The sequence below is a fragment of the Gemmatimonadaceae bacterium genome (assembly GCA_020846935.1).
Lineage (GTDB): Bacteria > Gemmatimonadota > Gemmatimonadetes > Gemmatimonadales > Gemmatimonadaceae > RBC101.
In genome coordinates, this window is record JADLCY010000007.1 from 45,080 (window position 1) to 71,955 (window position 26,876).

Below are 26,876 nucleotides of genomic sequence, written 5' to 3' on the forward strand. Positions count from 1 at the left end.
TGCCTGCGGTGACGTTGCGTTGGTGGGCCCGCCGCGCGGGTGCAGTCCGACGTCGCGCGTCCACGCCCGTTGCTCAACGGAGGACCCGCCTTCGCCTCGGCCACGGGCATACGGGCCGCCGAGTCCAGGTCCCCGGCTCATCGCTGCATCATCGATCCCTTCATCCGAATCGCCGTTCCGTGTCCTTTGCCTCCGCCGCCCTGACGTTGTTCCTCGTCATGGATCCGCTCGGGAACATCCCGTTCTTCCTGTCGGCGCTGCAGGGCGTGCCCGCGCACCGGCACAACCGCGTGGTCGTGCGCGAGCTGCTCATCGCGTTCGGGATCATGATCGGGTTCCTGTTCACCGGGGGACCGCTGCTGGCGTTGCTGTCGATCTCGGAGTCGGCGCTCACGCTCGCCGGCGGCATCATCCTGTTCCTGATCGCGATCCGCATGGTCTTTCCGCCGGTGGCGGGCACCGCACACGAGGAGCTGGCGGGCGAGCCATTCATCGTGCCCCTGGCCATCCCCTACGTCGCCGGCCCCTCGGTGCTCGCGACGGAGATGCTGCTCATGCGTGGCGATCCGGCGCGCTGGACCGAGTGGCTCGCCGCACTCGCGATCGCGTGGGCCGCGAGCGCCGTGATCCTCATCGCGGGCGCCCGTCTGCGCGCCGTGCTCGGTCCGCGTGCCATGATCGCCATCGAGCGCCTCATGGGGATGATCCTGGTTGCGGTCTCGGTGCAGATGTTTCTCTCCGGGCTCGAGCGATACTTTCGCTGACGCGCGGACACCGCGACGCGTGGCGGGAACCGGGAGTCGGCGGGGCCGATAGACTACGGTCATGACGTCGCCACGCCCCCGTCGCGGGGGCCCGATGTACCGCGATCCAGGCGCGCCCCGGCCCACGTTCCGGGAGCGCGTGCAGGCGTTGCGCTACGTCCCGAAACTCGCGCGCCTCGTATGGGAGACGCATCGCGGTCTGTCCGTCGCGATGGGCGCGCTCCGCCTGGTCCGCGGCCTCGTGCCGATCGCGTCGCTCTGGGTCGGCAAGCTCATCATCGACGGCATCCTCGAGGCGCAGCGGAGCGGAGGCTCGTGGCGCACGGTGCTTCCCCTCATCGGGCTGGAGATCGCCATCGTCGTCTTTGGCGAACTGCTCTCGCGCGCGTCGATGCTCGTGGACGGCCAACTCGCGGACCTCTTCACCATCCGGACGTCGGTGCGTCTGATGGAGCACGCGGCGACGCTCGACCTCGCGCAGTTCGAGGATCCGGCCTTCTACGACCACCTCGATCGCGCCCGGCGCCAGACGTCGGGTCGCCTGAGCCTCCTGGGCTCCCTGTGGGGCATCGCCGAATCGCTCGTGACGCTGGCCACCATGGCGGCGGTCCTCCTGGCGTTCAACCCGTGGCTGATGCTGCTCCTCGTGGTGACCATCCTGCCACGGTTCGTGAGCGAATCGCATTTTGCCTCTCGCCAGTACTCGTTGATGTTCAGCTGGACGCCTCGGCGCCGCGAACTCGACTACCTGCGGTTTGCGGGCGCGAGTGACGAGACGGCCAAGGAGGTCCAGCTCTTCGGCCTCGCGCCATGGCTGATCGATCGCTTCCGGCGGCTCTCGGAGCGCTACTACCGGGAGAACCGCGCACTCGCCGTGCGCCGGTCCGTCGTCGGCAGCGCGCTCTCGCTCCTCAGCACGTTCGGCTACTACGTCGCCTACGTAGTCATCATTGCCCAGGCGGTGACCGGTGCCATCACCCTCGGTACGCTGACGTTCCTCGCCGCGTCCTTCGTGCGCGGGCGCGACCTGATCCAGTCGCTCCTGGGTTCGGTCAGCTCGATCCATGAGGAGAGTCTCTACCTCCGGGACCTCTTCCTGTTTTTCGAGATGCGACCCACCATCGCGGTGAAGTCGGGCGCGCCGCCGGTCCCGGAGCCAATGCGGGAAGGGTTCCGCTTCGAGGACGTGGGGTTCCAGTATCCCGGAAGCGAGCGATGGGCCGTGCGTCACCTGAGCTTCACGTTGCGCCCGGGCGAGCGCGTTGCCCTCGTGGGTGAAAACGGAGCAGGAAAGACGACGCTCACCAAGCTGCTGGCGCGCCTGTACGATCCAACCGAGGGTCGCATCCTCCTCGACGGTGTTGACTTGCGGGACTACGATGTCGCCTCGCTCCGGCGCGCGATCGGCGTGATCTTCCAGGACTTCGTGCGCTACGACATGCGCATGGCGGAGAACGTGGGCGTCGGCGAGATCGACGTCGCCCGCGACTGGCTCGACGCCGATCGCAACGGCGCCGCGGCCGACGACGACGAGCCGCGAGCGCGACCCGCGATCCCTCGCGACCTCGAACACGCTGCCGAGAAGTCGCTTGCTGCGTCCGTGATCGAGCGAGTCCCAGATGGATGGCACCAGATGCTTGGTCGCCGATTTCATGACGGGGTCGAGCTGTCGGGAGGCGAGTGGCAGAAAGTCGCGCTGGCGCGCTCCTACATGCGCGAGGCACAGCTCATCATCCTCGACGAGCCCACCGCCGCGCTCGACGCGCGCGCCGAGGCCGAGGTGTTCCAGCGGTTCGCGCAGCTGACGACCGACCGCAGTGCGGTGATCATTTCGCACCGATTCTCGACGGTCCGCATGGCTGATCGGATCCTCGTGCTCCGACACGGCGAGCTGCTGGAAGACGGAACCCACGAGGTCCTGGTCGCCTCTGGCGGCCTGTACGCTGAGCTGTTCGCCCTTCAGGCCGCTGGCTACCGCTAAGGAGGTTGAGCAGGGGGCGCCTCCAACCGTTCAGAATGTTGGCGACCTGGAGCGCTGCGCCTCTTGCCAGGCGTTCGAGATACAGCTAGCGTGGTCGCGCGCCACGAGCGATATCGGGCATGCTGCTGAGGACGTCGTGGAAGGGTTGAGATTCCGACCGCGGCCCTCGATCGCCGCGATGACTAGGCATCGAGATTGCACGTGGCCGTGCAACGTCGGCTCGGGCCGTTGGGGTGCTTCGTCGACTTGCAGCTCCTAGTTGCGGTCCCAGGGGGATGGCAACGCATGCTCATCCGAAGCGATGCGTTCCCGGAATGCGAGCGACACAGGATAGGAGGTGCGAAGGAGAAACCCTACGCCGTGCTTGCAGCTATCGTGCTTCCTGCCTTCGTTGGAGTTGATGCCACAGGGGCAGGCGGCGACCGTGAGCCTGAATGCGAAGTAGCGGTTCGGTGGGCGACGTCCAGCGCGGCCTCTTTGCCCAAAGACCTCAAGCGCTTCAGTTCGCACAGGGCCGTCTATCGGAAAGCCATCTACAGGACGCTCACTCGCGACGAGAAGTTGCGTCTCTGGGAAGAGCAGTTGCGCCACTACGCAGCTTCGTCGGAGCTATCGCCGGAGCAGCGAGCCTTCGTCGGAAGCGTTGTGCCCGCCCTCCCCATGCTGCTGGAGGATCGTGCGCCGAGGGCTGTCGCTTCGGGAACGCGCCGTGCGCATTCTGGGCAAGGAGTGGGCGCGGCGTGTGTTCGCTGACCTGGGGGTGAGTGCCCCTGACCAGCTCGTCCCGACGTCGTCGGAGGACGTTGGTTGCACATGCTCGATGAAGGACGACTACTGCCTGACCGCCTGTACGAATGCGCAGCCATGCACGATCCTAACAAGCGCTTGCGGTACGTTGTGGTGTGAGGACTGTAACGGCCTCTGCAGTGAGTCATAGTGTCCCGGGGAGCAGGGCTGCCCGTGAACGATCTGCATCGTACCGAACGGCGAAGAGCTGATGGCGTCAAGCGTAGGGCATGCGTTGGTTGCGCTATCGATTGCGAAGAACCTCCAGGGCCCGCTTCGCGTGGGACTTGGAGGTTGGCTTGCAGTGGCCCTCGTTGGCAATCTTCCCGACGTTGACAGGCTGCTCCCAGGTGCGCTCCGGGAGTTTCATCCGCTGTTTCGGCACAGAGGCCTCACGCACTCGTTGATATTCGCTTGTATCGCGGGTTTGGCGATGGCCCTGGTCTGGACGCTGGTGCGTCGCGAGCGCGAGGAGTGGATGAGAGTCTACGCGATATCGTGTCTGGCAGTGGGGGCGCACGCCCTCATCGACATGGCTACAGAGTATGGTGATGGAGTAGCTGTGCTATACCCGATCAGTGACGAAACCATGAAGTTCCAATGGCAGCCGCTCGGCGCCGTAGACCTCAAACGATATCCAAGTCGCAGCCTGAAGGTCGCCATGGTTCTCGGCAACGAAGTCATTCTCGTGTGGCTGCCTGCTGTTCTGGCACTTGCCGTGGCGCAGTGGCGGAGGCGCCAGAGCTGAAGATTGCGGTTGTGCTCCTTCTGGTTCTCCCGCTCCCGGCAGCGTCCGGCAGCGCCCAGGAATCGTGGATCATCGCGGCGACGCCCAGAAACCGGGTTGTCCATGACCTGACTCAGGACTTCACCCTTCATCAGCCTGCTGGGGCGGTGCGTCTGCGGGCTGGCGCCCTTGTGGTTGCAGATGCGCATGCCGGTGGGCTGGCGGTAGTGCGTCGAAACGGGACATTCGAGCGACGAGTTGGGCGGAGCGGCACGGGCCCCGGAGAGTTCCGGCATATTGCGTGGCTCTCCCGTTGCCGAGGGGACTCCTTGTTTGTGTGGGACAAGAACCGACGTCGAATGATCGTGTACTCGGTGTGGGGCGAACTCGCGAGAGAGTTTCCTTTGCCCGGTAGCCCTCAGGAGGCATGGTCGGCTGAAACGGTGACCTGCTCACGGAGGGGCTGGTTCGGGGTTCAAGCGGCGCCAGAGCGACTTGAACGGAAGGCCGAGAAAGACGGAACTGTGATCCTGAAGGGCGCGACCTCGATCGTGATCGCCAATGCGAACGGCGTGTCACAAACACGCGTCGACTCCATCGGTGCAATCGAACGAGTGGTTCTGGGTGGCGGAGGAGCTCAGCGCCCGCTTGGCGTTGCAACGCACATCGCAGCTTCCGACTCGCTTCTATTCGTGGGTACGACGGATTCGGAGCGAATTCAAGTCCTCGGAGCAGATGGGCGCAGACGCGGAGTGATACGCGTACCGGGTTCCGTCCGGGAGCCGACCGGTCGGCACGTTGACGCTGCGATTGAGCAGATCGTTGCGCAGATTCGCGGCGGCATCGCTCAGTCGATTGAGACCCGCCTGAAGGCGCTAACTCCACCGCCTCGCCTGCCTCGATGGAGTGGCATGGTGGTCGACTCTGAGGGATATCTCTGGGTCACGGTCAGCATTCCCGGCGATCCGATGGCTGACGTACGAGTCTTCGACAGCGCCGGTGTCGTGATCGCGACCGTTCAGTTGCCTGGAAGTGTGCGCTTGTTCGAAGTCGGGCACGACTACGTGCTAGCCACAAAGTTCAATGCCGATGTCGGCGTGGCTGAGGTGGTGGAGTTGGGGCTTATCCGCAGCAAGTAGCGCACATGCCAGGCGCTCGAGTTGTCGAGCGCCATTGAGTTGAGCCCGCTGCGCCGTCGGTTGTCGCCGGCGTGGGAGCAGCGCGCTTGGGCTGCCGAGCTCCAGGCGCAGACCGCCGCCATGCTCGAGGCGACGCCCGTGACCCGTTACCCCGCGTGGTCACCGGTCCATCGGGCCCGACCGGGCGAACCGACCCCTCTTCGCTCGCCTTGGACAAGATTGACGGCACCCAGAAAGGCACACGGCGGGTAGGTTGCCCTGAGCAGCGCTACCGCTAGCCACTCGTCCGCGACTCACCCCACCCAACAAGTGCTCCCCGAAGAGTTCCGCCACTGGGCCACGCGCGCCGCCGAATGGGGCGTCGACTACCGCGAAACGTTGCGCGACCGGCCCGTGCGTGCGCCGGTGTCGCCAGGCGACGTCCGCGCGCAACTCCCCGCGACCGCACCGGAACTCGGCGAGTCGATGGACGCGATCTTTGCCGACTTCGAGCGCATCATCGTACCCGGCATGACGCACTGGCAGCATCCGCGCTTTTTTGCCTACTTCCCGGCCAACGCTGCTCCAGCCTCGATCGTCGCCGAGTCGCTCGTCACGGCCATGGCGGCCCAGTGCATGCTCTGGCAGACGTCGCCCGCCGCCACCGAACTCGAGACGGTAGTCCTCGACTGGTTTCGTCAGGCACTCGGACTCCCCGACGAGTTCACGGGCGTCATCCAGGACACCGCATCGTCGGCGACACTCGCCGCGGTCCTCGTGATGCGCGAGCGCGCGTCGGGTTGGGCCGGCAACCGCGAGGGCCTTTCGCGGCAACCGCGGCTGCGCGTGTACGCGTCCGATCAGGTCCACTCCTCGATCGACCGCGCGATCTGGGTGTCCGGGATCGGGGAGGAGAACCTCGTGCGCATCCCGACGCGCGGAGCGGCGCGGGCCATGGACGTCGCCGCACTCGACGCCAGGGTGCGCGAGGATCGCGAGGCCGGACACCTTCCCGTCGGTGTGATCCCCTGCGTCGGTGGAACGAGCGTCGGCGCCACCGATGAGGTAGGCGCCGTCTGTGATGTGGCGCAGCGTCACGGCCTCTTCACGCACGTGGACGCGGCGTGGGCGGGCGCAGCGATGATCTGCCCGGAGTATCGAACGCTCTGGGCCGGCGTCGAGCGCGCCGACAGCGTGGTGCTCAATCCGCACAAATGGCTCGGCGCCCAGTTCGACTGCTCCACGCACTTCGTTCGCGATCCGGCATCGCTCGTGCGCACGCTGGCCATCCAGCCCGAATACCTCAGGACGCACGGCAAGGGCGACGTCATCAATTACAGCGAGTGGCACATCCCGCTCGGCCGTCGGTTCCGCGCGCTCAAGCTGTGGTTTCTCCTGCGCTCGCACGGGCTCGAAGGGTTGCGTGCCATGATCCGCCAGCACGTCACATGGTCGCGCGCGTTATGTGAACGCCTGCGCGCGGAGCCGTCGTTTGACGTGACCAGCGAGCCCGTGCTCTCCCTGTTCTCGTTCCGCCATGCGCCGGCAGGCGTCGCTGATCTCGATGCGCACAACGTCGCGCTCGTGAACGCGATCAACGACGACGGCCGCATCTACCTCACGCAGACCAGGGTCGATGGGCGCGTCGTGATTCGATTCCAGGTGGGCGCATTTGACGCGACCGAAGCCGATGTGCACGCTGCCTTCGAGGTCATCGTGGACGTGGCGCGAAGCACGCTGGCTCGGACCCCCGCGCGCCAGTAGCTTCGGATCGTCTCTGACACCTGACATGACATCCTGTCGCGCTGACTGATGCCGGTTTCGAACGCGATCTTCCTGCTCATCCTGCTCCTTGGCGCAGGCATGTTTTCGTACAGCGCCCAGCGGCTCGTGCGATACCTCCGGCTGGGTCAGGCGACCTTTCGGCTGAACGACCTCCCGCGTCGGCTCTGGAACCTGCTCACGATCGGCATCGCGCAGACAAAAATCCTGCGCGATCCCGTAGCCGGGCCCCTGCACGCGTTGGTGTTCTGGGGATTTGTCGTGCTGCAGGTCGGGGCCATCGAGATCCTCGTGCAGGGCGTGATCCCCGGCTTTTCGTACGCGAGCATCCTCCCGCGGCCGCTGCACTACCTGTTCCTCGCGTCGCAGGAAACAACCGCGGGCGCCGTGCTCGCCGCGGTTGCCGTGCTGCTCTACCGTCGTATCGTGGTGAAGCCGCGTCGCCTCCAGGGCGATGGTGTGCATTCCGGTGACGCGATCCTGATCCTCTCGATGATCGGCGCCCTGATGGTCACGCTGATTCTCGTCGCCGCGGGCGATCGCCTCGTGACGCCACACTACCCGATGGCGGTGCAGCCCGTCTCCACGCCGGTGGCGCTGGCGCTCGGCTGGATGTCGCCCGGCTCAGCCACGGCGATGCGCGACGTCGCGTGGTGGGTCCACGCGCTGCTCATTCTCGCGTTCCTCAACTACCTGCCGTATTCGAAGCACCTGCACGTCATCGTGTCGCTACCCAACACGTTTCTGTCCAACACGAGCGGGCCTGGTGTGATCGGCGCGATGAAGCCGATGGACCTGGAGACAGAAGCGGAGGTGTTTGGCGCGGCGGACGTAACGCACCTGTCGTGGAAGAACCTGCTCGACGGCTTCGCGTGTACGGAGTGCGGCCGCTGCACCGCGGTGTGTCCGGCGAACCTGACGGGCAAGCCGCTTTCGCCGCGCAAGATCGTGATCGACACGCGGCAGCGGCTGTGGGAGGTCGCGCCAACGCTCGTGGGCGGTGACGACGTGTTTGGCCTGCCCCTGATCGGCTCGGCCCGAACCGACGGCGACGCGGACGTGCGCCAGCACACGCTGCTCGATCACTTCATCACCGAAGACGAGTTGTGGGCGTGCACGTCGTGCCGAGCCTGCGTGCACGAGTGCCCTGTGTCGATCGATCAGCTGGAGATCATCAACGAGATGCGGCGCAATCTCGTGCTGACAGAGTCGCGATTCCCTGAAGAGGTGCTTCCCGCGTTCGAAGCGCTGGAGCGCAACGGCGCGCCCTGGGCCTTTCAGCCGGCGGATCGTGCCCGATGGGCGGAGGGCATGGACATCCCGACGCTCGCCGAGCTGCAGGCGCGCGGAGAAACGGCGGACCTGCTGTTCTGGGTCGGTTGCATGGGATCGTTCGACGACCGCGCAAAGAAGACCACCGTGGCGTTCGCGCGCATCATGCAGGCGGCGGGCATTCGGTTCGCCATCCTTGGCCAGGAGGAGGCGTGCCACGGCGACCCGGCACGCCGCATGGGAAACGAGTACCTCTATCAGGTGCTGGCAAAGCAGGCGATCGAGACGCTCGATCGCTATGCCGTGACGACGATCGTGACGTCATGCCCGCACTGTTTTCATCAGATCGGGAACGAGTTCCCGCATTTCGGCGGGCACTACGAGGTCGTCCACCATTCGACCTATATCGAGCACCTCCTCGCCGAGGGGCGCGTGCCGCTCAGGACGTCCGAGGGCGAGAAGCTCGTGATGGCCTACCACGATTCGTGTTACCTCGGTCGCTACAACGACATCTACGATGCACCGCGCGAGACGCTCAAGCGTGCGCTCCCGGTGGTGCAGCTCGTCGAAGCGGCGCGATCGAAGGATCGTGGGCTCTGCTGCGGGGCGGGCGGCGGCCGCATGTGGATGGAGGAGCGGGTGGGCGAGCGCATCAACGTCGAACGCAAGAAGGAACTGCTCGCCACCGGCGCCGAGGCGATTGCGGTGGCGTGCCCGTTCTGCATGACGATGCTGGGTGATGCCGGGAAGAAGCTCGGTTCGGAGGTTCCGGTCTACGATATCGCCGAGGTGGTCGCGGATCGCCTCGCGACATGAGGCGATGCCTGGTGTCGGTCGTTGGAGTCGCGATGGCGGCGGCGTGTGGTCGCGCATCTCCGCCGGCGGCGGCCGGTAGCCTCGCGTCGGGTTCCACGGAACCCGACATCGTCTCGGCAACCGACACGACGGCTCCTGAGCCGGTTGATCCTTCGTTCAGGCTGGTCGGCACCGAGCCGTTCTGGGCGCTGCACATCGATGCCACCGGCATGCGCTTCACGACGCCCGAGGACACCGCCGGCCTGCGGTTCGACGCCGCACGTGCGGTCATGGTTGGCGATTCTCTGCGCTGGAACAGCATCGGCGATCGCGGCACGATCGAGGCGGTCATCACGCGCACGTCGTGCAGCGATGGCATGTCGGACAAGCAATGGCCGTACCGCGCCCGTGTGGAGATAGGGGAGACGAAGTACGAGGGGTGCGCCGAGCAGCGGTGACTCGCGAGCGGGGACCGTAGGCTGGGGGTGACGGCGCGATCCGTCACCCCTTCGCGTTCACGCGACCCAGGGGGCCGTCTATCAGGCGCGCTATGGCGCACCGTGATCAGCGTCGTCGGCAAGCAGGTTGCTGTTCAGTTGACACAGTTCGCGCATCGGTCGCGTCATGGGTTCCGCGCGCGCCTGGCCCTTGCTGTCGGAACTCGACAGCAACAACTTCCGTAGTGTCGAAATCCGACAACACCTGCCGCCCGTTCCCATGCCCGAGTCCGACGTCCTCCGAGGCACCCTCGACCTGCTCATCCTCAAGGTGCTGAGCGCAGAACCCATGCACGGCTGGGGTGTCAGTCAGCGCATCCAGGAACGTTCACGCGGCGTGCTCGACGTGAACCAGGGCTCGCTCTACCCCGCGCTCCAGCGACTCGAACAGCGCGGGCTCGTCGACAGCGAGTGGCAGGTCACCGAACAGAACCGGCGCGCCAGGTACTACCGGCTCACGGCCGCTGGGCGCCGGGCGGTGGGGCAGGAAACGGCAAACTGGCGGCGTTACGTCACCGCGGTCGAGTACATCCTCGAGGCCTGAGCCCATGGGATTCCGCAACGCCTGGATGCGCGTGCGCGCCAATTTCCGCCGCGCGAGCGACGAGCAGGACCTGCAGGACGAGATCCAGTTCCACCTCGATCAGGAAACCGCGAAGCACGTTCGCCATGGAATCCCGCCTGACGAGGCCCGTCGACGCGCGCTGGCGGCGTTCGGCGGCGTCGAGCGGACCAAGGAGACGTATCGCGATGGGCGTGGCGACCGGCCACTGGCGGACGTCGGCGCCGACCTCGGGTTTGCGCTCCGCCTGCTGCGGCGCAACCCGACGTTGGCGGGCACGGTGATCCTCACGCTGGCCCTCGGCATGGGCTCGGTCGTGGCGATCTTCTCGGCGGTGAGCGCGGTCATCCTCCGCCCGCTGCCGTTCACCCAACCCGATCGACTCGTTGCGCTCTGGGAGAACAACGACGTGAAGGGGTGGCGTGGAGAGACGGCGGCGCCGGCGAACATGCTCGACTGGCGCGAACGCGTGTCGTCGTTCAGCGGGGTCGAGGCGTGGACGAACTTCACGGAGGAAGCGATCGTCGTGGGCGCCGGCGATCCCACGGCGCTGCGCGCCGTTGCGGTTACGGGCGGGTTCTTCAGGCTGCTCGGTGTGCGCCCCGCGTTAGGCGCCGGTTTCGATGACGGCGACACGTGGTCGACCGGCCGTCGCGTGGTGCTGCTCAGCCACCGCGCGTGGCGCGACAAGTTCGGCTCCGACTCCTCCGTGGTCGGTCGGACGCTCCGGGTCGACGGGCGCGACGCCGAAGTCGTGGGCGTGATGCCAGGGAGCTTCGGCCTGCCCTCCGAGGACACGGAGATGTGGACGCCGTCGCACTGGGATCCGCAGGACCGCGGGCAGGACTGGTTCCGTCGGGCGCACTTCATGCGGCCGGTGGCACGACTCGCCGCCGGTGTCTCCATCGAGCAGGCTCGCGCCGAGCTGATGACGGTGATGAGCGCGCTCGAACGCGAGCACCCCAGGATCAACGCGAGCATGAAAGCCGACCTCGGCCCGCTGCACGAGTACCTCGTGGGGTCCACGCGGCGCCCGTTGATGATCCTCCTGGGCGCGACGGGCCTGCTGCTGCTCATCGCGTGCGCCAACGTGGGCAATCTGCTGCTCGTCCGCGCCGCGGCGCGCGAGCGCGAGGTCGTCCTCCGTCGTGCGCTCGGCGCCAGCTGGGGACGCATCGTCAGGCAGGCGCTCACCGAAAGCGCTCTGCTGTCGCTGATCGGGGGAACGGTGGGCCTGGCGATCGGCTGGTGGGGCACGCGCGTGCTCGTCGCGTGGCAGCCTGCCGGACTGCTGCCGGTATCGAACGTTCAGCCCGATGCACGCGTCGTTGCGGTCGTGCTCATGCTGTGCGCCGCAAGCGCCGCGATCTTTGGCACGGCCCCGGCACTCTGGTCGGCGCAACGTCCAGCGGCCGATGCGCTCAAGGACGGCATGCGTGGCAGCAGTGCCGGGCGCAAGGCGCACCTGTGGGTGCACGGCCTCGCCGTGGGTGAAGTTGCTCTGGCCGTGACGCTCACCGTGGCCGCCGGCCTGTTCGTCCGCAGCTACCAGCGCCTCACGTTGGTCGACCCGGGGTTCGTGACGAGCGGCACGGTCGCGCTCACGCTGAGCCTTCCCACGCGCCGCGACGACCCGCCGCAGGCCCTCACCGCCTTCTACGACCAGCTGCTGGCGCGGCTGCGCGCGATCCCCGGCGTCGAGTATGCGGCGCTGACCTCGCACGTCCCGCTCACGGCCACCGGCCTCACGATGGACTTTGCGATCCGTGGTCGCGGAAGCGACGGCGCCGGTCGCGAGGTGCTGCACCGCCGGATGAGCCGCGACTATTTCAAGGCGATGGGCGTGCCACTCATCGCGGGCCGCACGTTCGAGGACGCCGACGGCATCGGTGGCGAGCCCGTGATCATCATCAACCAGACGCTTGCCACGCGATACTTTGCCGGACGCGACCCGATCGGGCAGTACATCGCGAATGACTTCACTCCCGACTCGTCATCCGTCTGGCGCCGTGTGATCGGGGTGGTCGGCGACGAACGGCAGGTCGCCGTCGGGACGCCGCCACAGATCGAGATCATCGACCCGATCTACCAGGACCCGCGCACGGGATTCCACGTCGTGGTGCGCGGGCGCGGCGATCCATCGGCGCTTTTTCGCCCCATCGAGTCGGCGATCTCCGCGTTGGACCCGATGCTGCCCGTGCTCTCCATCCGCACCATGGAGGGCATCGTCGACCGTTCGCTCGTGCGCGAACGGTTCATGGCGCTGCTGCTGGCCGCGTTCGCGGTCGTGGGCGCCATTCTCGCGGTCATCGGCGTGTACGGCGTCGTGGCGCAAGCGGCACAGCGCCGTATCCCCGAGATCGGCATCCGGCTCGCGCTCGGCGCCGCACCCGCCCACGTGCGATGGCTCATCCTTCGCCACGGGCTCGCGCTGACCGCTGCCGGGGCGGTCGTCGGATCCCTTGTCGCCTTCGCGGCCGGCGGCGTCCTGCGGCAGCTGCTCTTCGGCGTGTCTCCGCGCGATGCGTTCACCTTCGCCACGGTAATCGCGGCGATCGTCGTCACCGGTGTGTGTGCCGCGTGGTTCCCGGCGCGCCGCGTGCTGCGCCGCGGGGCATCGGAGGTCCTCAACCGTTAGGCGCATCCCGCACCAGCGTCACGATACGCACGTCGTGGCGCTGCGCGTCGAGCGCGTGCGGCACGGTCCACGCCTCGTCCACGGACAAGCGACGCTCCCGGCACGCCTGGAGGAACGCATCGAACCCCACGCGACCCGGGTCGGCGATGAACGCCACGCCGCGCGGACCGATCGTCGCCGCCAGCGCGTCTGCCACGAGTGGGCCGTAGCCGCGCTCGTACAGCACGTCGGCGCCCACGACCAGATCGAAGCGCCCGAGGTCCCGGGGAAGCTGGCGCCAGTCGACCAGGCGCGTCGTGATCGACACGCCCGTCGCGCGCAGCACGTTCGCCGCCGTGAACGCGAGCGCATCCTCGTAGTAATCGGTGGCCGTCAGCCGATACCCCGCACAGGCGAGCGCACACGCCACGAGTCCGCTCCCGCAACCGAGCTCCAGGGCCGTTCGACCGTCGCCCTGGTGCCTGACGAGCACGTCGGCCAGCACGCGCGCCGACGGCCAGATGTCGGCCCAGTACGGCAGCCGCTCGTCCCGCTCGAAATCGGGCTCGCTGATCAGCGCCTCGGCGCTGCGCGGATGTTCGAGCGTCCACGCATGGTCGCCGACACGGATCGTCGTTTCCGCGACGTCGAACCGGTCACGCAGGCTCATCTACAGCAAGAACTCCGCGGAGAGCGATGCGTCTTCGCTCGTCAGGAACGCGTTGACTCGCGAACCGGCCGCCACGTGTGATGGCTCCTCCGGGATGATGAGCAACGCGTTGGCCCGCGACATCGAGGTGAGGATGCCGGAGCCCTGGGGCCCGGTCAGTCGTGCCCCCAGCATGCCGTCGGGGCGGACGCTCACGATGGCGCGCAGGAAGTGCGTGAGGCGGGCCGCGATCGCCACGGGCTCCTCCAGCAGCACCGGCACGGGCCGACGATGCACGCGCGCGTGACCGAGCATGCGGCGGATCACCGGTCGCACAAATAGCTCGAAGGTGACCATCGCCGACACGGGATTTCCGGGCAGCGCAATCCACGGCGTGCCACCGAGCGTGCCGAACCCGATCGGTGCTCCGGGACGCATCTTCACCTTCCAGAAGTCGAGCGTGGCACCCGACGAGGCGAGCACGGCCCGGGTATGGTCGAACGCCCCTACACTCGCACCCGCCGAGGTGACTACCAGGTCTGCGCCGCGCGCCCGCGCCAGCAGGGCACGCAATGCCTCCGGGTCGTCGGGCGAGTTGCCGAGGAGCCGCGGCACACCGCCGTTGGCGCGAACGAGCGCCGAGAGCGTGTACGAGTTGGACGACACGATCTTGCGCCCGGCGAGGACGTCGTGGAACCGGTCGAGGTCCACGAGTTCGTCCCCCGAACCGAGGATCGCGACGATCGGCTGGCGGTGCACCGACACCGACCCGAGCCCCAACGACGCGAGCACGCCCACCTGCGCCGGCGCGATGGGCGTTCCGCGGGGGACGACGGTCGCGCCCGCGGGAAAGTCCTCGCCTCGCGGCCGGAGGTTCTTGCCGCTGTCGCGCGTGTCGCGGATTGCGACGGACTCGACGCCGTCGTCGGTGTCCTCCACGCGAACCACCGTGTCGGCCCCCTCGGGCACCGGTGCGCCCGTCATGATGCGCGTTGCCTCGCCTGGGCCGACGGGCCGCGAGGGAAACGCGCCGGCCGCCACCGTCTCCAGCACGCGCAGGAGCACGGGCGCGTTCGCGCTGGCGCCGGCTATGTCCGCGGCGCGCACGGCATAACCATCCATGGCCGAGTTGGTCCACGGAGGCATCGTGTACCCGGCGATCGCGTCCTCGGCCAGCACGCGCCCCACGGCGTCCAGAAGAGCGACGCGCTCGGGGTCCAACGGCAGAATGCCGGCGGTGACGCGCGCCGCGGCCTCGGCGACGGGAAGCATCAGCGGCGCCCTCCGAGCTGCGACAGCCGCACCGCGATCGCCTCGTGCAGCGCATCGACCTCGCGCGTGGGCACGGTGAAGTTGTTCGCGAGCAGGCTGAAGAGCAGCAGGCGCCCATCGGCGGTGGTCACGTATCCCGAGAGCGAACGAACCATGTCCAGCGTGCCGGTCTTTGCATGCACGTTTCCCTGCGCGGGTGTGCCCCGCATGCGCGTGCCAATCGTGCCGTCCACGCCGGCGATGGGAAGCGCACGGCGGAAGGTCTCGAAGAGCGGCCCCTGGCGCATGGCGTCGAGCACCGTGATGATCGTCGCCGGCGTCACCACGTTGTGCCGTGAGAGACCGCTCCCGTCACGCACCACGAAACCATCGGGTGCCGCACCCCACGCCACGAGCTGATCCCGCACGACACGGGCCCCGCTGTCGGCGGTCCCGGCGCCGCGCTTTGCTCGGCCCAGCGACTTGAGCAGGATCTCCCCGATCTGGTTCTGCGAAGGCTTTTCGAACGCGACCAGGATCTCCGACAGTGGAGGCGACGCCACGGAGAACAACAGTGTACCGGCGGGCTCGGTCCAGGCGGTCGGCGGCGCCGGCGTGCGCTCGCCGATGCCGCCATCGACCAGGATGCCGCGATCGCGCAGCGCGGTGCGTGCCGCTTCGAGCCACGCGCGTGCCTGATCGCGGTGCGTCAGCTCCACCCGCTGTGAATCACCGATCGCGATCGCGCCGTCCACGATGACCGCAAGCGCGTCCGTGCTGTCGTGCGACGCTCGCACGCGCGGCCGCTCGCCCGGCGTGGTGCGCTCCACGGTGGTCGCCTGCACACGCACGTTGGGGAACGCGGGATTCGGCCGGACGCGCATCGCGGGCAGTTCACCGGCGCTCCGCCCGCCGATCACATCGATCGCCAGGAAGCCCTCATTGAAGTACAACTCGTCCACGCCCGCCGAATACGCGAAATCCACGTCATCCCACGCCCAGCCGAACCCCCATGTGGCGTCGGGAAAGGCGTCGCGGCCGGGCACGAGCGCGCCGCGGATCCGCACGACCCCACGGGCGGCGAGCGAATCGGCGAGTGCGCGCAGCGGACGCATGGCGTCGCCCGCCATGTGGTCGCTCATGCTGGGATCGCCCATCCCCTCGAACCGCAGGTTCCCGAACACGACGCCGTCGGCGATCGGGCCATCGGCGAACACCGATGTGGAGAATCGGAAGTCGGGGCCGAGTTGGGTGAGCGCCACGGCGCCGGTCAGCAGCTTCTGGTTGGAGGCGGGGATGAAGAGCTTGCCGGCGTTGCGCGAGACGAGCGTGTCCCCGCGCGCGGGGTCGACCACGAGCACGCCCAGCGCTGCTGAACGGAATCGCGGCTGGGCGAGGAGCGAGTCAGTGGCGCGGCGAAGTTCGCGCACGGGCTCCGTTGCGCGACCACCGCGCAACGACGCGCACCCGGCGAGGGCCGCAAACAGCGCAAGCGCAGCGGGGCGCAGGGAGACGCGAGGCAGGGTCATGGTGCAGCAAAGATCGCGACCGCGCGACCGGCGCGCGACCGGTGCCGCCTAGCGGGACGCGATGGCCTGGGCGCGGGCCAGATCGTCGGTCGTGTTCACGTTGAGGAAGAGCTCCGACGGGTCACCGAACGTGCGCACTTCGCCCTCGGGCAGCACGGTGAGTCGCACCAGGTGATGGAACCCGACCATGGCACGCTCGCCCGCATCGAGGCATCTCGTGATGACCGGGAGGCACGCCGGGGCGTACCAGGCGCACAGCGGTTCGACGCCGCGTGGCCCCGGACTCCACGGCAGCACGGCGTCAGCCGTCGGGTCGCAGGTGCGCAGGCGCTGGAGCAGGGCACCGGTCACGAACGGCATGTCCCACGCCACGACGATCACCGGCGCGGCGGCATGCGTGAGTGCGGCATGCAGCCCACCGAGGCCACCCTCGTTCGGCCGCACGTCGCGCCGCACGGTCACGCCCGGGATCCAGCGCTCCGCCTCGGGGTCGTTGGCGACCAGCAGGAGGTCATCACAACACGTGCGCAGCGCGTCGGCGACGCGGTCGATCAGCCGCGCGCGGCCGACGCGTTCAAGACCCTTGGGGCGCCCGCCGAACCGCGTGGAACCCCCGCCGGCCATGATCACGCCGATGCATCGGTCCACATCGTGGCGGTGGCCCATGGTCACGCGCCCCCGGTGACTCGTGTGTGGCGGTCGCCTAACGACCGAAGCTGCGCGTGACCCCGATCGTGATCGCGAGGTTGCGCTTCCAGTAGTTGCGAGCGGACCCCGGCGGCAACACCGGATCGTCGGCGCCGGTCTTCACGAAATACGTCTCGGGATAGCGCACGCGGTAGAAGTAGTTCGTTGCGTCGAGTCGTCCCTGCCAGCGCCCGCGCGCCGCGAACTTGAGGCCGGGCCGGACGGTCACGACGAACGGGTAACCAAAACGGTACCCGCCCGCGTCGAGGCTCTCGAAGCTCGTGGCGATGCCCCCGCCACCACCCAGGACCGGGATCAGGCCGTGCCAGCTCTTGAAGCCGGTCAGGTTGAGCGAGAAGCCCAGGTCCGTGAGCAGGAACGGCACCGACTTCTCGCCAAGATTGCGGTTCACCAGCTCGAGCTTGGGGTCGATCACGGTGCGATTCGCGAAGACGCCAACCATCCGCGCAGTGAGGTACGCCGGGCCACCCACGCGGAACTCGTAGTGCGCGCCGACCATCGGTCCCCCGGTCGGTGCCACGCGCGCCGGGTCGATCGCGGCATCGAAGCTGCCACCGAGGAAGGTCAGCTCCTGGCGATACTCGAGGTCGCGGTACGGTGACCGTGCCGGGACGTGTCCCACCTGCGCGATCGCGGCCGCGGGAGCCAGGAGCGAGAAGGCGAGGAGCAATCGATTCTGCATGTGGTGACTCACGCCGGGCCGGACCGGAGGTCGCGTCCCGTCATCTCGGAAGGTTGGTCGATGCCGAGCATCGAAAGAATCGTGGGGCCCACGTCGCAGAGCGCGCCCCCGGATCGCAGGGCACGCTCCCCCGCGGGGTCGACGACGACGAACGGCACCGGATTGGTCGTGTGCGCCGTGTGCGGTCCACCCGTCGCCGGGTCGATCATCACTTCGCAGTTGCCATGATCGGCCGTGACCAGCAGCCGCGCTCCGGCCTGCTCGGCGGCCTTCACCACTCGCGTGAGGCACGCGTCGACGCATTCGAGCGCCGCGATCACCGCCGGGATCGAGCCGGTGTGCCCGACCATGTCCGCATTCGCGTAGTTGCAGAGGGTGAAATCGTACGTGCCCCGCGCGATCGCATGGCACAACACGTCGGTCACACCTGGCGCCGACATCTCCGGCTGCAGGTCGTAGGTTGCCACCTTCGGGCTCGCGACCAGATTGCGCTCCTCGCCGGCGAACGGAGTCTCGATGCCGCCATTGTAGAAGTACGTCACGTGCGGGTACTTCTCGGTTTCCGCCGTACGAAACATCGTCATCCCGCGCTCCGAGATCACCTCCGCCATGATCCGCGCCATCGAGAAGGGCGGGAACGCGACCGGAAACGAGTACGACTCGTCGTACGATGTCATCGTCGCGAGCGAGAGCTGCGGTCGATCGCGCACGTCAAACCCCGTGAAGCCGGGATCCATCATGGCACGCGTGATCTGCCGCATGCGGTCGGACCGATAGTTGAACGCGATCACGGCATCTCCATCGCGCATCGGCGCGACGGGCTGGCCGTCCCGGGTCACCACGAGCGGCTCGATGAACTCGTCCGTCACGCCGGCATCGTAGGACGCCTGGATCGCCGCCACCGGATCCTCGGTCGTGGTCCCGCGGCCTCGCACGGCGACGTCGTACCATCTCACCACGCGCTCCCAGCGCTTGTCGCGGTCCATGCCGAAATAGCGCCCGCCGAGCGATCCGACGACGACCCGGCCGGCCGCATGGGCCAGTGTGGCGCGCAGGTAGCCGAGCCCACTCGTCGGGAGGGTGTCGCGGCCGTCGATCAACGCGTGCAGCGCGATGCGGGGAACGCCCTGCGCGTGAACCAGGTCGATGAGCGCAAACAGGTGGCGGTCCATCGCGTGCACGCCACCATCCCCGAGCAGCCCCATGAGGTGCAGGGTGCCGCCATTGCCCTTCACCCGGGCGCACGCGTCGAGGAACGCGGGCTTCGTCTGGAAGCTCCGATCCTCGATGGACTCGTCGATGCGCACGAGATCCTGCTTCACCACGCGTCCGGCGCCCAGATTGAGGTGACCCACCTCACTGTTTCCCATCTGCCCGACGGGGAGCCCCACCGCCCGCCCGGATGCCTCGAGAAGGGTCCGCGGCGCTCTCGACCACAGGGCCTTCCAGGTGGGCATTCGCGCCATGGCAATGGCATTCCCGTCCGGTGCCTCGCGGAACCCGAAGCCGTCGAGGACGACGAGCACTACTGGTCGAGTCGTACCAGGCATGGGTCGAAGGGCGGTCGCCAGCGGGGGGAAAGGGAACGGGGAATGTAGCGGAGTGGGGCTGGGCGCGTGGCGGGTCGACACCTCGGATCAACGGGTTCCCGCGACTGGATCGCGCGTCGCGCGCCTGGCGCGAGACGACGCGCACCGCGTTGCCAGACGCGCGCGGATGTGGCCGGCCGCGTCCGCCGCAAGCGCCCGGACTCAGCGCGGCGCCGGCGTCGCTGCCGATCGACGTCCAGGGAACGCGAAGCGCTCGCCTGCGACGGCTCGCCGAGCCTGCGCGAACTCGGCCGCAGCGGTGATGGCATGGTTCAGCAACCAGGCGTGCCTGCCAGGCGGTGCTGGCTCGGCAACCCTCGAGCTGTCCGCGTGGTCAAACGCGGCGGAATCCTGACGCGTACAACGGTGGCACAATCATGTGTGCGAGGTAGCTTTCCCACTCCTTCGCAAGGCACGGATCACCGCGCGCTCTGGTGGTTCGTCACCTGCCGAAGCTCCCCAGTGACGTGGCGGGCGCCCGGGGCGTCGTCGAAACGTGGTCGCTGGTCTCGTGTTGCTCTCGTTCGACCCGTTTCGTTCCCCCGCATGGCCCGTCTCGCACATCAGGCCCTCCTGATCTCCGCCACGCTCGCGCTGTCGACGCCACACCTGCATGCGCAGGCGTCGGGCGAGAGCGCCGTGACGGTCCGTGCCGACTCGCTATCGGTCGTGGATTCGCTGACGGGCAGGAGCGGCAAGCTCCTGGCTCGGCTCGTGTCCGCGGCCCGCGGTGGCCCCATCCGCGTGTTGCAGCAGCTCTTTGGCGACAGCGCGGCGAGTCGGCCAGGGGTCTACACGGCGTCTGCCGCGAGCGGCCCGTTCTCGATGATCACGATGCTTCCCTTCCGCTCCAAGCAGGGGACGCGGCTCGGCGCGTACCACATGGGCCGCTGGCCCGCCGAACGCACCGGGCGCGGCACGGTACCCGAAGGCTTCATCGAGATCACCCCGGCCAACCAGCACACGCGCGTCTCGCAGCACTTCATGCTGCGCGACTTTCTCACGCACGATCAGCAGGCCGTGTGGCCCAAGTACCTCGTGCTGAGCGAAGCGCTCGTCGACAAGCTCGAGCTCATCATCAGCGACCTGCAGGCGCGAGGTGTCACCGTGGATCGTGTGCGGGTGATGTCCGGCTTCCGCACGCCGCAGTACAACGCGAAAGGCGTCCGACGCGGTGGGCGAGCCAGCGACAGCCGCCACCAGTACGGCGACGCGGCCGACATCTTCATCGACAACGACGGCAACGAGCGCATGGACGACCTCGACGGCAATGGTCGGGTCGACCTGCGTGACACCCGCGTGATCCTCGACGCCGTCGAGCGCGTCGAGCGGGCGCATCCCGAACTCGCCGGGGGCGCCGGACTCTACAAGAGCACGCGCAGCCACGGACCGTTCGTGCACGTGGACGTTCGCGGGACGCGCGCCCGCTGGGGGGTCTAGCGGAGCGTGGCGCCGCGTCGCTCTCGCCTTGGTCCCGCGCTCTTCTTCGGCGCGCTCGCGGTCGCCTCGCTCGGCATTCTTTCGCGCGCCGATGCCGCGTTTGGCCCGGCACGCGTGCACACCCCTCGCGCTCCGCGGCTGTCGCTGGCGCGGCCCAGCACGAGCGCACATGGCCGCAGCCGTGCGGTTCGCATGGTGACGGCGCTCCCCTCGACGCCGGTCTCCATTCCGCTCGAACTCAGCACGTCACCCGAAGGACTGCGGTACGAGTGGGTGCCCGTGGGATCGCTGGCCGGGGTGGCCGTACCGCGCCCCCTGGCCGGCCCGATCTTCGCACCGGCTGCGCCGGGATTCTACCACCTCGCGATCCTGGATGGTGATGAGCGGCGCGTCGTGGACAGCCTCACCGTCGGCGTCCTCACGCCGATGAGCGCCAAGCGCGGCATCTCCATCAACGGCTATCGCATCGGCTTCTATGCCGGCGAGCGACGCGGTGACCTCGATGCGGCCCCGCCAGGGTTCCTCGAAGTGCGCGCCGTGGACGTGACGCTGCCGGTTTCCGAACATCTCACGATCGAGGACTTCATCACGCACGATGAGCAGACCACCTGGCCCCGCTACGTGGCCATGGACCCGCGCCTGCTCGACAAGCTCGAACTCGTGTTCGAGGAGATCGCGCGGTTCCGCGGGGAGCGTGGCGCGGAGGTCGACGTGGACGTGCATTCCGGCTTCCGCACGCCGCTCCACAACCGCCGAGTGCCACGCGCCGCCGGCGACAGCCGCCATCAGTACGGCGACGCCGCGGATGTGGCCGTGGACGCCAATGGTGATGGCCGCGTGACGTGGGTGGACATCTCGCTCATCGAACGCGCCGTGGAGCGCGTGGAGCGTGAGCACCCGGACCTCGTGGGCGGGCTTGGCGTCTACCGCGGTGGCTCCCCCTACGCGCATATCGACGTGCGTGGACGTCGCGCCCGCTGGCGCGCCTGAAACCCGACGGGGCGTCCGCAGGGTAGGTTGAGGGTCGGGACGTCGTCCCACTCCACCGAATCCCACGCGGCCATGGCTCCCTCTGCGCACCTTCGCGAACGCCTCATCCGGCAGCTCGACACACTGAACGACGAACGCGCCTATCAGGTGCTCGACTACCTGGAGTTCCTCTCGTCCAGGTACGGCGCGCGCGAACCCGTGTCGGCGTCGAACCTGTTCACACGCTTCACCGAAGGCGTCGAAGACACGCTCCGCGCGGGCAAGGTGTCGGCGACGGCCATCTCGGAGACGATGGGGCTCCTCAACCGCGCTGCCGGTGTGTTGAGCGGCGTGGCCGCGGCGGGAAAATCCGTGGCCAGCGACATCGTGACGGCCGCGAGCTCGACGGTGAAGGGGGCCACCGGAGAGTCGCAGGCCCCCTCGTCATCGCCGACCTCGCCACCTCCGACGACCACGCCGCCTCCGCCTGCGGATCCCGGGGCTCCGACGACGCAGGGGCCGTAACTCGACGGGTCCTGGGCCGGTCGCACTGGCCCACGACCAGGGCAACGACGAGGCTGGAGCATCGCCTCGACGTCGTCGTGCGGGCGGTCGGCTCTGTGGCGCGACTGAGCTGAACGTGGTGCGGGTGCGTGTATCCCGGATGGTGATGGCGAAGGGTGGTGGTGCCCGTGGTGATGGCGTTGGATCCTCAAAGGCGCTTGAGGTCGCCCCGTGACCCGCCTAGCTTTCGCTATGGCGACATCAACTCGATCTCCCGAACGGCCCGCGCATCCGACGACCACGGATCGCGGGCCGTTGCGCATTGGCGCCAATGGCGCCGCCTCCTCGTCGGCGTCTGCCAGGATCCGGACCGAACCGGCGCTGACGTTTGACGACGTGCTGCTCGTCCCGCGGCACGCGCTCACCCACCCGCGCGATGTCAGCACGGCTTCGTGGCTCACGCGGGGCATCCAGCTCAACGTGCCGCTCATTTCGGCCGCGATGGACACCGTGACCGAATCGGAGATGGCGATCGCGATGGCCCGCGCCGGTGGCATTGGCGTGGTGCACAAGAACATGTCGATCGACCGTCAGGCCGCCGAAGTCGACCGGGTGAAACGCTCCGAAAGCGGGATGATCCTCAACCCGATCACGCTGTCGCCGGACGCGCTGCTCCGTGAGGCCGTGGCGTTGATGACCAGGTTCCGGATCTCGGGCGTGCCCATCGTCGACGGCACCGGCAAGCTGGTCGGGATCATCACCAACCGCGACCTGCAGTTCGAGCGGAACCTGCAGCAGCCGATCCGCGAGGCCATGACGTCGCGCAACCTCGTGACGGCGCCGCTCGGCACCACGCTCGACGACGCCGAGCGCATCCTCGCGAAGCACCGCATCGAGAAGTTGCCGGTGGTGGACGACGAGTACCACCTGCGGGGGCTCATCACCGTCAAGGACATCCACAAGCGCAAGCAGTATCCCACGGCCAACAAGGACGAGCATGGCCGGTTGCGCTGTGCCGCCGCGTTAGGCGCTGGCGGCGACTATCTCGATCGCGCGCGGGCCCTGGTCGACGCCGGGGTCGATGTGCTGATCATCGACACCGCGCACGGGCATTCCGACGGCGTTCTCCAGGCCACGGTCGCGGTGCGCGAGGCGTTCCCGCAGGTGCAGCTCGTCGTGGGCAACGTCGCCACCCGGGAAGGGGCGGCGGCCCTGGTCGAACGCGGCGTCGATGCCGTGAAGGTCGGCGTGGGGCCCGGGTCCATCTGCACGACGCGCGTGGTCACCGGTGTCGGGGTGCCGCAGCTCACGGCCGTGATCGATGCGGTGGAGGGTGCGGGGGACATTCCGGTCATCGCCGACGGCGGCATCAAGTACTCCGGCGACATCGTGAAGGCGCTGGCCGCCGGCGCGTCGAGCGTGATGATGGGATCGATGCTCGCGGGCACCGAAGAGTCTCCGGGCGAGTCGTTCCTGCTCGAGGGGCGCCGATTCAAGATGATTCGCGGCATGGGCTCACTCGCCGCCATGCAGGACGGCTCCGCCGATCGCTACTTCCAGGACGGCGAGTTGTCGCCGCGCAAGCTTGTGCCGGAGGGGATCGAGGGCAGAGTACCCTACAAGGGCCCCGTCAGCGACGTGCTGTTCCAGATGGTGGGCGGTCTGCGCAGCGGCATGGGCTATGTGGGATGCGGGTCGATCGAATCGCTGCGCACGGAGGCGCAGTTCGTCCGCATCACGTCCGCCGGTCTCCGCGAATCGCACCCGCACGACGTGCAGATCACGCGCGAAGCGCCTAACTACTCGATCTGAGCGGCGCCTGATTGCCTCGGCCCGATGCCCGGAGGAATGGGGTCGGGCTCGTGTGCCGTGTCCCACCTCGTCTCCGGGCGCCACCATACCGCTGGCGGTGGTCTACAGGGTGCGCCATGCCCATACCCGGGCCTCGCTCGCTCTGGCCCGTTGACAACACCTCGCCACGAGGTCCACTTTCGCCGTCCCCTGTACCACCCTTCCGGGCGATCCCTCGCGATCGCCCATCTCACGCCTGACCACCGGAGACTCCCGATATGGGACTTTGGTCGAAGAAAAGCCTTGACCAGTTGATGCGAGAGGCGGAGGGCACCGGCGAAACGGTGACCCTCAAGCGCACCCTCGGTGCGATGAACCTCACGCTGCTGGGCATCGGCGCGATCATCGGCGCGGGCATCTTCGTGCTCACCGGAACCGCCGCCGCCCAGTACGCTGGTCCGGCCATCGTCCTCTCGTTCGTGCTCGCAGGCCTCGGCTGCCTCTTCGCCGGCCTCTGCTACGCCGAGTTTGCGTCGATGATCCCCATCGCCGGCTCGGCCTATACCTACGGCTACGCCACACTCGGTGAGCTCGTCGCCTGGATCATCGGCTGGGATCTCATTCTCGAGTACCTCTTTGCCGCCTCCACGGTCGCCGTGGGATGGTCGGGGTACTTCACGTCGTTCATGCGCGACTACGTCGGCGTGAACATGCCCGCCGCACTCACCAATGCGCCCTTTGCGGTACAGGGGACGCACACGCTGGTCCCAACCGGGAACCTGATCAACCTCCCGGCGATGCTGCTCATCGGGCTGCTCACCACGCTGCTCGTGATCGGCATCCAGGAGTCGGCGCGGCTCAACAACATCATCGTGTTCGTGAAGGTCGCGATCGTGTTCCTGGTCATCGGCTTTGGCTTCATGTACGTCACGCCGAGCAACTGGCAGCCGTTCATCCCCGAGAACACCGGCCAGTTCGGACACTTCGGACTCTCGGGCGTCGTGCGCGGGGCCGCGGTGATCTTCTTCGCGTACATCGGGTTCGACGCGGTGTCCACCGCCGCGCAGGAAGCCAAGAACCCCCAGCGCGACCTGCCGATCGGCATCCTGGGTTCGCTGGCCATCTGCACGGTGCTCTACATCCTCATGGCTCTCGTGATGACGGGGCTCGCCAGCTACACCGAGCTCAACGTCCCCGATCCGGTGTACGTGGCGATCGCGAAGGCCGGTCCGGCCCTGTCGTGGCTGCGCATGCTCGTCGCTCTCGGAGCCATCGCCGGCCTCGCGTCCGTGGTGCTGGTCATGTTGCTCGGACAGCCCCGCATCTTCTACGCAATGTCGAAGGACGGACTTCTCCCGCCGCTGTTCTCCAAGATCCATCCCCGCTACCAGACGCCCTACGTCTCCACGATCATCACGGGGTGCGTCGCGGCCCTGGTTGCGGGCATGTTCCCGATCGGGCTCCTCGGTGAGCTCGTGTCGATTGGCACGCTGCTCGCCTTCGTCATCGTCAGCGCCGGGGTTCTTGTGCTTCGCTACCGGTCACCCAATCTGCACCGACCGTTCCGGACACCTATGGTACCCGTGGTGCCTGTTCTTGCCATCCTGATCTGCGGGTACATGATGTCGGGCCTTCCGCTCGACACCTGGCTCCGACTCCTTATCTGGCTCGCCATCGGCCTGCTGATCTACTTTGGCTACGGGAAGCACAACTCGCGGGTCTCCAGAGCCGAAGCCGGGCGGTAGCACCCAGGAACCGTGTATCTTTGAGGCGGCGCTCCAACCCGGGGCGCCGCTTCGTCTTTGCAGACCCCACGTGCCACTTTCCGATCTTCTGGACGTCGCCCCGGCCCGTCGCGTCGCCGCGCAACGCATCGCCGAGACTCTGCGTGGCGCCAAACGCGTCGGGATCACCACGCACATCAACGCGGACGGGGATGCCTGTGGGTCGGTGGCCGCGATGGCGCGGCTCCTGCCCGAACTGGGCGTCGCCGCGCGCGTCATCAACCCCACGCCCTGGCCGTCGATCTTTGCCTTCCTCCTCGATGACTCCATCGAGGAGAGCACGCGCGACGGTGTCCGGGCCCTCAATGGCCTGGACGCGCTCATCGTCCTTGACGTGAGCGACATGCGCCGGCTCGGGCAACTCGCTGACAGCGTGCGGCGCCTCACCGTTCCACGCATCGTCATCGACCACCACGTGCCGAGTGACGAACCCGCTGGCGAACTGCTGATGGACGATCCCTCGGCGTGCGCCACCGGTGAGCTGGTGTTCGATTTTGCCACCGCGCTCGGCCTGCCGATCACCACGCCGATCGCCGAGTCGCTCTATACCGCGATCCTCACCGATACCGGTGGCTTCAGGTACGCGAACACCTCGCCGCGCTGTCACGCCATTGCCGCCTCGCTCCTCCGGACCGGTGTCGACCCGGAGACGATGTATCGACGCATCTACGCGTCGGTCTCGACGGGGCGGATCTTTCTGCTCCGCGACGCGCTCCACTCTATTGGCCACGATGCGGAACATGGCATCTCGTGGATCTCGGTGACCGCGGACGCGCTCGAGCGCTACGACGTGAGTCCCGAAGACCTCGACGGAATCGTCGAACACCCGCGCTCTATCCTGGGGACGCGCCTCGCGTTGTTCTTCCGCGACCTCGGCTACGGGAAGGTGAAAGTCTCGTTCCGTTCGACCGGGCAGGTCGACGTGAACCGTTTTGCGCGAGAGTTTGGCGGAGGAGGCCACGCCAAGGCGTCCGGGGCGCTCATTCCCGGCACCCTTGACCAGGTTCGTGAACGCGTGGTGAGCGCCGCCCGCGACTATGTGGGCGTGCTGCAACCCGCCGACGCTGTCTGACTTCGAA

Annotated in this window: 22 protein-coding genes; 16 read left to right on the top strand and 6 right to left on the bottom strand. The window is 67.8% G+C overall.

Going from position 1 to position 26,876, the window contains the following annotated elements:
- The first annotated feature begins 179 nt into the window (after positions 1–179).
- The 10 genes from IT361_09030 to IT361_09075 all read left to right on the top strand — a co-directional run bounded on the left by IT361_09030 (position 180) and on the right by IT361_09075 (position 12,922).
- Positions 180–764, top strand: a complete 585-nt coding sequence (locus IT361_09030) for a hypothetical protein (GenBank protein ID MCC6317820.1) — start codon at positions 180–182, stop codon at positions 762–764.
- 94 nt (positions 765–858) lie between these two features.
- Positions 859–2,745 carry an ABC transporter ATP-binding protein gene (locus IT361_09035; GenBank protein MCC6317821.1) on the top strand — a complete coding sequence of 629 codons (1,887 nt, stop codon included), beginning with the start codon at positions 859–861 and terminating at the stop codon, positions 2,743–2,745.
- Between the two features lie 709 nt (positions 2,746–3,454).
- Positions 3,455–3,682 carry a bacteriocin fulvocin C-related protein gene (locus IT361_09040; protein MCC6317822.1) on the top strand — a complete coding sequence of 76 codons (228 nt, stop codon included), beginning with the start codon at positions 3,455–3,457 and terminating at the stop codon, positions 3,680–3,682.
- Between the two features lie 60 nt (positions 3,683–3,742).
- Entirely contained in the window at positions 3,743–4,279 is a 537-nt protein-coding gene (locus IT361_09045; protein MCC6317823.1) for a metal-dependent hydrolase, read from the top strand.
- A gap of 338 nt (positions 4,280–4,617) precedes the next feature.
- Positions 4,618–5,397 carry a hypothetical protein gene (locus IT361_09050; GenBank protein ID MCC6317824.1) on the top strand — a complete coding sequence of 260 codons (780 nt, stop codon included), beginning with the start codon at positions 4,618–4,620 and terminating at the stop codon, positions 5,395–5,397.
- Positions 5,398–5,706: 309 nt separating this feature from the next.
- Positions 5,707–7,140: an aspartate aminotransferase family protein gene (locus IT361_09055; GenBank protein ID MCC6317825.1), complete on the top strand. Its 1,434-nt coding sequence runs from the start codon at positions 5,707–5,709 to the stop codon at positions 7,138–7,140.
- Between the two features lie 48 nt (positions 7,141–7,188).
- Positions 7,189–9,246: a (Fe-S)-binding protein gene (locus IT361_09060; GenBank protein MCC6317826.1), complete on the top strand. Its 2,058-nt coding sequence runs from the start codon at positions 7,189–7,191 to the stop codon at positions 9,244–9,246.
- Positions 9,243–9,683: a hypothetical protein gene (locus tag IT361_09065; protein MCC6317827.1), complete on the top strand. Its 441-nt coding sequence runs from the start codon at positions 9,243–9,245 to the stop codon at positions 9,681–9,683. The genes IT361_09060 and IT361_09065 overlap by 4 nt, the downstream gene beginning before the upstream one ends.
- A gap of 259 nt (positions 9,684–9,942) precedes the next feature.
- Positions 9,943–10,266 (top strand): PadR family transcriptional regulator, encoded by a 324-nt coding sequence (locus IT361_09070; GenBank protein ID MCC6317828.1) that lies wholly within the window; start codon positions 9,943–9,945, stop codon positions 10,264–10,266.
- 4 nt (positions 10,267–10,270) lie between these two features.
- Positions 10,271–12,922, top strand: a complete 2,652-nt coding sequence (locus tag IT361_09075) for an ABC transporter permease (protein MCC6317829.1) — start codon at positions 10,271–10,273, stop codon at positions 12,920–12,922.
- Here the strand turns inward: IT361_09075 and IT361_09080 are convergent.
- From IT361_09080 to IT361_09105, 6 genes are read right to left on the bottom strand one after another with little or no spacing between them, the layout of a single operon-like run.
- Positions 12,912–13,571: a methyltransferase domain-containing protein gene (locus tag IT361_09080; GenBank protein MCC6317830.1), complete on the bottom strand. Its 660-nt coding sequence runs from the start codon at positions 13,569–13,571 to the stop codon at positions 12,912–12,914. The two genes, IT361_09075 and IT361_09080, sit on opposite strands and share 11 nt — an antisense overlap.
- The gene (locus IT361_09085) at positions 13,572–14,822 is read right to left on the bottom strand and encodes a molybdopterin molybdotransferase MoeA (GenBank protein MCC6317831.1); all 1,251 of its coding nucleotides are present in this window, start codon (positions 14,820–14,822) and stop codon (positions 13,572–13,574) included.
- Complete coding sequence (dacB, locus tag IT361_09090) at positions 14,822–16,330, bottom strand: D-alanyl-D-alanine carboxypeptidase/D-alanyl-D-alanine-endopeptidase (GenBank protein MCC6317832.1); 1,509 nt, start codon at positions 16,328–16,330, stop codon at positions 14,822–14,824. The genes IT361_09085 and dacB overlap by 1 nt, the downstream gene beginning before the upstream one ends.
- Positions 16,331–16,378: 48 nt before the next feature.
- Positions 16,379–16,996, bottom strand: coding sequence for a molybdenum cofactor guanylyltransferase (locus IT361_09095; protein ID MCC6317833.1), 618 nt, complete (start codon positions 16,994–16,996; stop codon positions 16,379–16,381).
- A 37-nt stretch (positions 16,997–17,033) separates the two neighbouring features.
- A complete protein-coding gene (locus tag IT361_09100) occupies positions 17,034–17,720 on the bottom strand; it encodes a hypothetical protein (GenBank protein ID MCC6317834.1) in 687 nt (228 codons plus the stop codon).
- Between the two features lie 8 nt (positions 17,721–17,728).
- Positions 17,729–19,270 (bottom strand): 2,3-bisphosphoglycerate-independent phosphoglycerate mutase, encoded by a 1,542-nt coding sequence (locus tag IT361_09105; protein ID MCC6317835.1) that lies wholly within the window; start codon positions 19,268–19,270, stop codon positions 17,729–17,731.
- Between the two features lie 585 nt (positions 19,271–19,855).
- On the opposite strand from IT361_09105, the gene IT361_09110 reads away from it, so the two are divergent.
- The 6 genes from IT361_09110 (at position 19,856) to IT361_09135 (ending at position 26,869) form a co-directional block, all read left to right on the top strand.
- The gene (locus tag IT361_09110; GenBank protein MCC6317836.1) at positions 19,856–20,749 is read left to right on the top strand and encodes a DUF882 domain-containing protein; all 894 of its coding nucleotides are present in this window, start codon (positions 19,856–19,858) and stop codon (positions 20,747–20,749) included.
- A 6-nt stretch (positions 20,750–20,755) separates the two neighbouring features.
- On the top strand, positions 20,756–21,739 hold the full coding sequence (locus tag IT361_09115) for a DUF882 domain-containing protein (GenBank protein ID MCC6317837.1): 984 nt from the start codon (positions 20,756–20,758) through the stop codon (positions 21,737–21,739).
- Positions 21,740–21,811: 72 nt separating this feature from the next.
- Positions 21,812–22,243, top strand: a complete 432-nt coding sequence (locus tag IT361_09120; GenBank protein ID MCC6317838.1) for a hypothetical protein — start codon at positions 21,812–21,814, stop codon at positions 22,241–22,243.
- Positions 22,244–22,474: 231 nt separating this feature from the next.
- Entirely contained in the window at positions 22,475–24,034 is a 1,560-nt protein-coding gene (gene guaB, locus IT361_09125) for an IMP dehydrogenase (protein MCC6317839.1), read from the top strand.
- A 257-nt stretch (positions 24,035–24,291) separates the two neighbouring features.
- A complete protein-coding gene (locus IT361_09130) occupies positions 24,292–25,758 on the top strand; it encodes an amino acid permease (GenBank protein MCC6317840.1) in 1,467 nt (488 codons plus the stop codon).
- A 70-nt stretch (positions 25,759–25,828) separates the two neighbouring features.
- The gene (locus tag IT361_09135; GenBank protein MCC6317841.1) at positions 25,829–26,869 is read left to right on the top strand and encodes a bifunctional oligoribonuclease/PAP phosphatase NrnA; all 1,041 of its coding nucleotides are present in this window, start codon (positions 25,829–25,831) and stop codon (positions 26,867–26,869) included.
- Positions 26,870–26,876 lie beyond the last annotated feature (7 nt).

Coding starts and splice junctions, on each gene's coding strand:
- IT361_09035 (MCC6317821.1), top strand. CDS start 859: ATGTACCGCGATCCAGGCGCGCCCCGGCCCACGTTCCGGGAGCGCGTG.
- IT361_09045 (MCC6317823.1), top strand. CDS start 3,743: ATGGCGTCAAGCGTAGGGCATGCGTTGGTTGCGCTATCGATTGCGAAG.
- IT361_09050 (MCC6317824.1), top strand. CDS start 4,618: ATGATCGTGTACTCGGTGTGGGGCGAACTCGCGAGAGAGTTTCCTTTG.
- IT361_09060 (MCC6317826.1), top strand. CDS start 7,189: ATGCCGGTTTCGAACGCGATCTTCCTGCTCATCCTGCTCCTTGGCGCA.
- IT361_09065 (MCC6317827.1), top strand. CDS start 9,243: ATGAGGCGATGCCTGGTGTCGGTCGTTGGAGTCGCGATGGCGGCGGCG.
- IT361_09070 (MCC6317828.1), top strand. CDS start 9,943: ATGCCCGAGTCCGACGTCCTCCGAGGCACCCTCGACCTGCTCATCCTC.
- IT361_09075 (MCC6317829.1), top strand. CDS start 10,271: ATGGGATTCCGCAACGCCTGGATGCGCGTGCGCGCCAATTTCCGCCGC.
- IT361_09080 (MCC6317830.1), bottom strand. CDS start 13,571: ATGAGCCTGCGTGACCGGTTCGACGTCGCGGAAACGACGATCCGTGTC.
- IT361_09085 (MCC6317831.1), bottom strand. CDS start 14,822: ATGCTTCCCGTCGCCGAGGCCGCGGCGCGCGTCACCGCCGGCATTCTG.
- dacB (MCC6317832.1), bottom strand. CDS start 16,330: ATGACCCTGCCTCGCGTCTCCCTGCGCCCCGCTGCGCTTGCGCTGTTT.
- IT361_09095 (MCC6317833.1), bottom strand. CDS start 16,996: ATGGGCCACCGCCACGATGTGGACCGATGCATCGGCGTGATCATGGCC.
- IT361_09100 (MCC6317834.1), bottom strand. CDS start 17,720: ATGCAGAATCGATTGCTCCTCGCCTTCTCGCTCCTGGCTCCCGCGGCC.
- IT361_09105 (MCC6317835.1), bottom strand. CDS start 19,270: ATGCCTGGTACGACTCGACCAGTAGTGCTCGTCGTCCTCGACGGCTTC.
- IT361_09110 (MCC6317836.1), top strand. CDS start 19,856: ATGGCCCGTCTCGCACATCAGGCCCTCCTGATCTCCGCCACGCTCGCG.
- IT361_09120 (MCC6317838.1), top strand. CDS start 21,812: ATGGCTCCCTCTGCGCACCTTCGCGAACGCCTCATCCGGCAGCTCGAC.
- guaB (MCC6317839.1), top strand. CDS start 22,475: ATGGCGACATCAACTCGATCTCCCGAACGGCCCGCGCATCCGACGACC.
- IT361_09130 (MCC6317840.1), top strand. CDS start 24,292: ATGGGACTTTGGTCGAAGAAAAGCCTTGACCAGTTGATGCGAGAGGCG.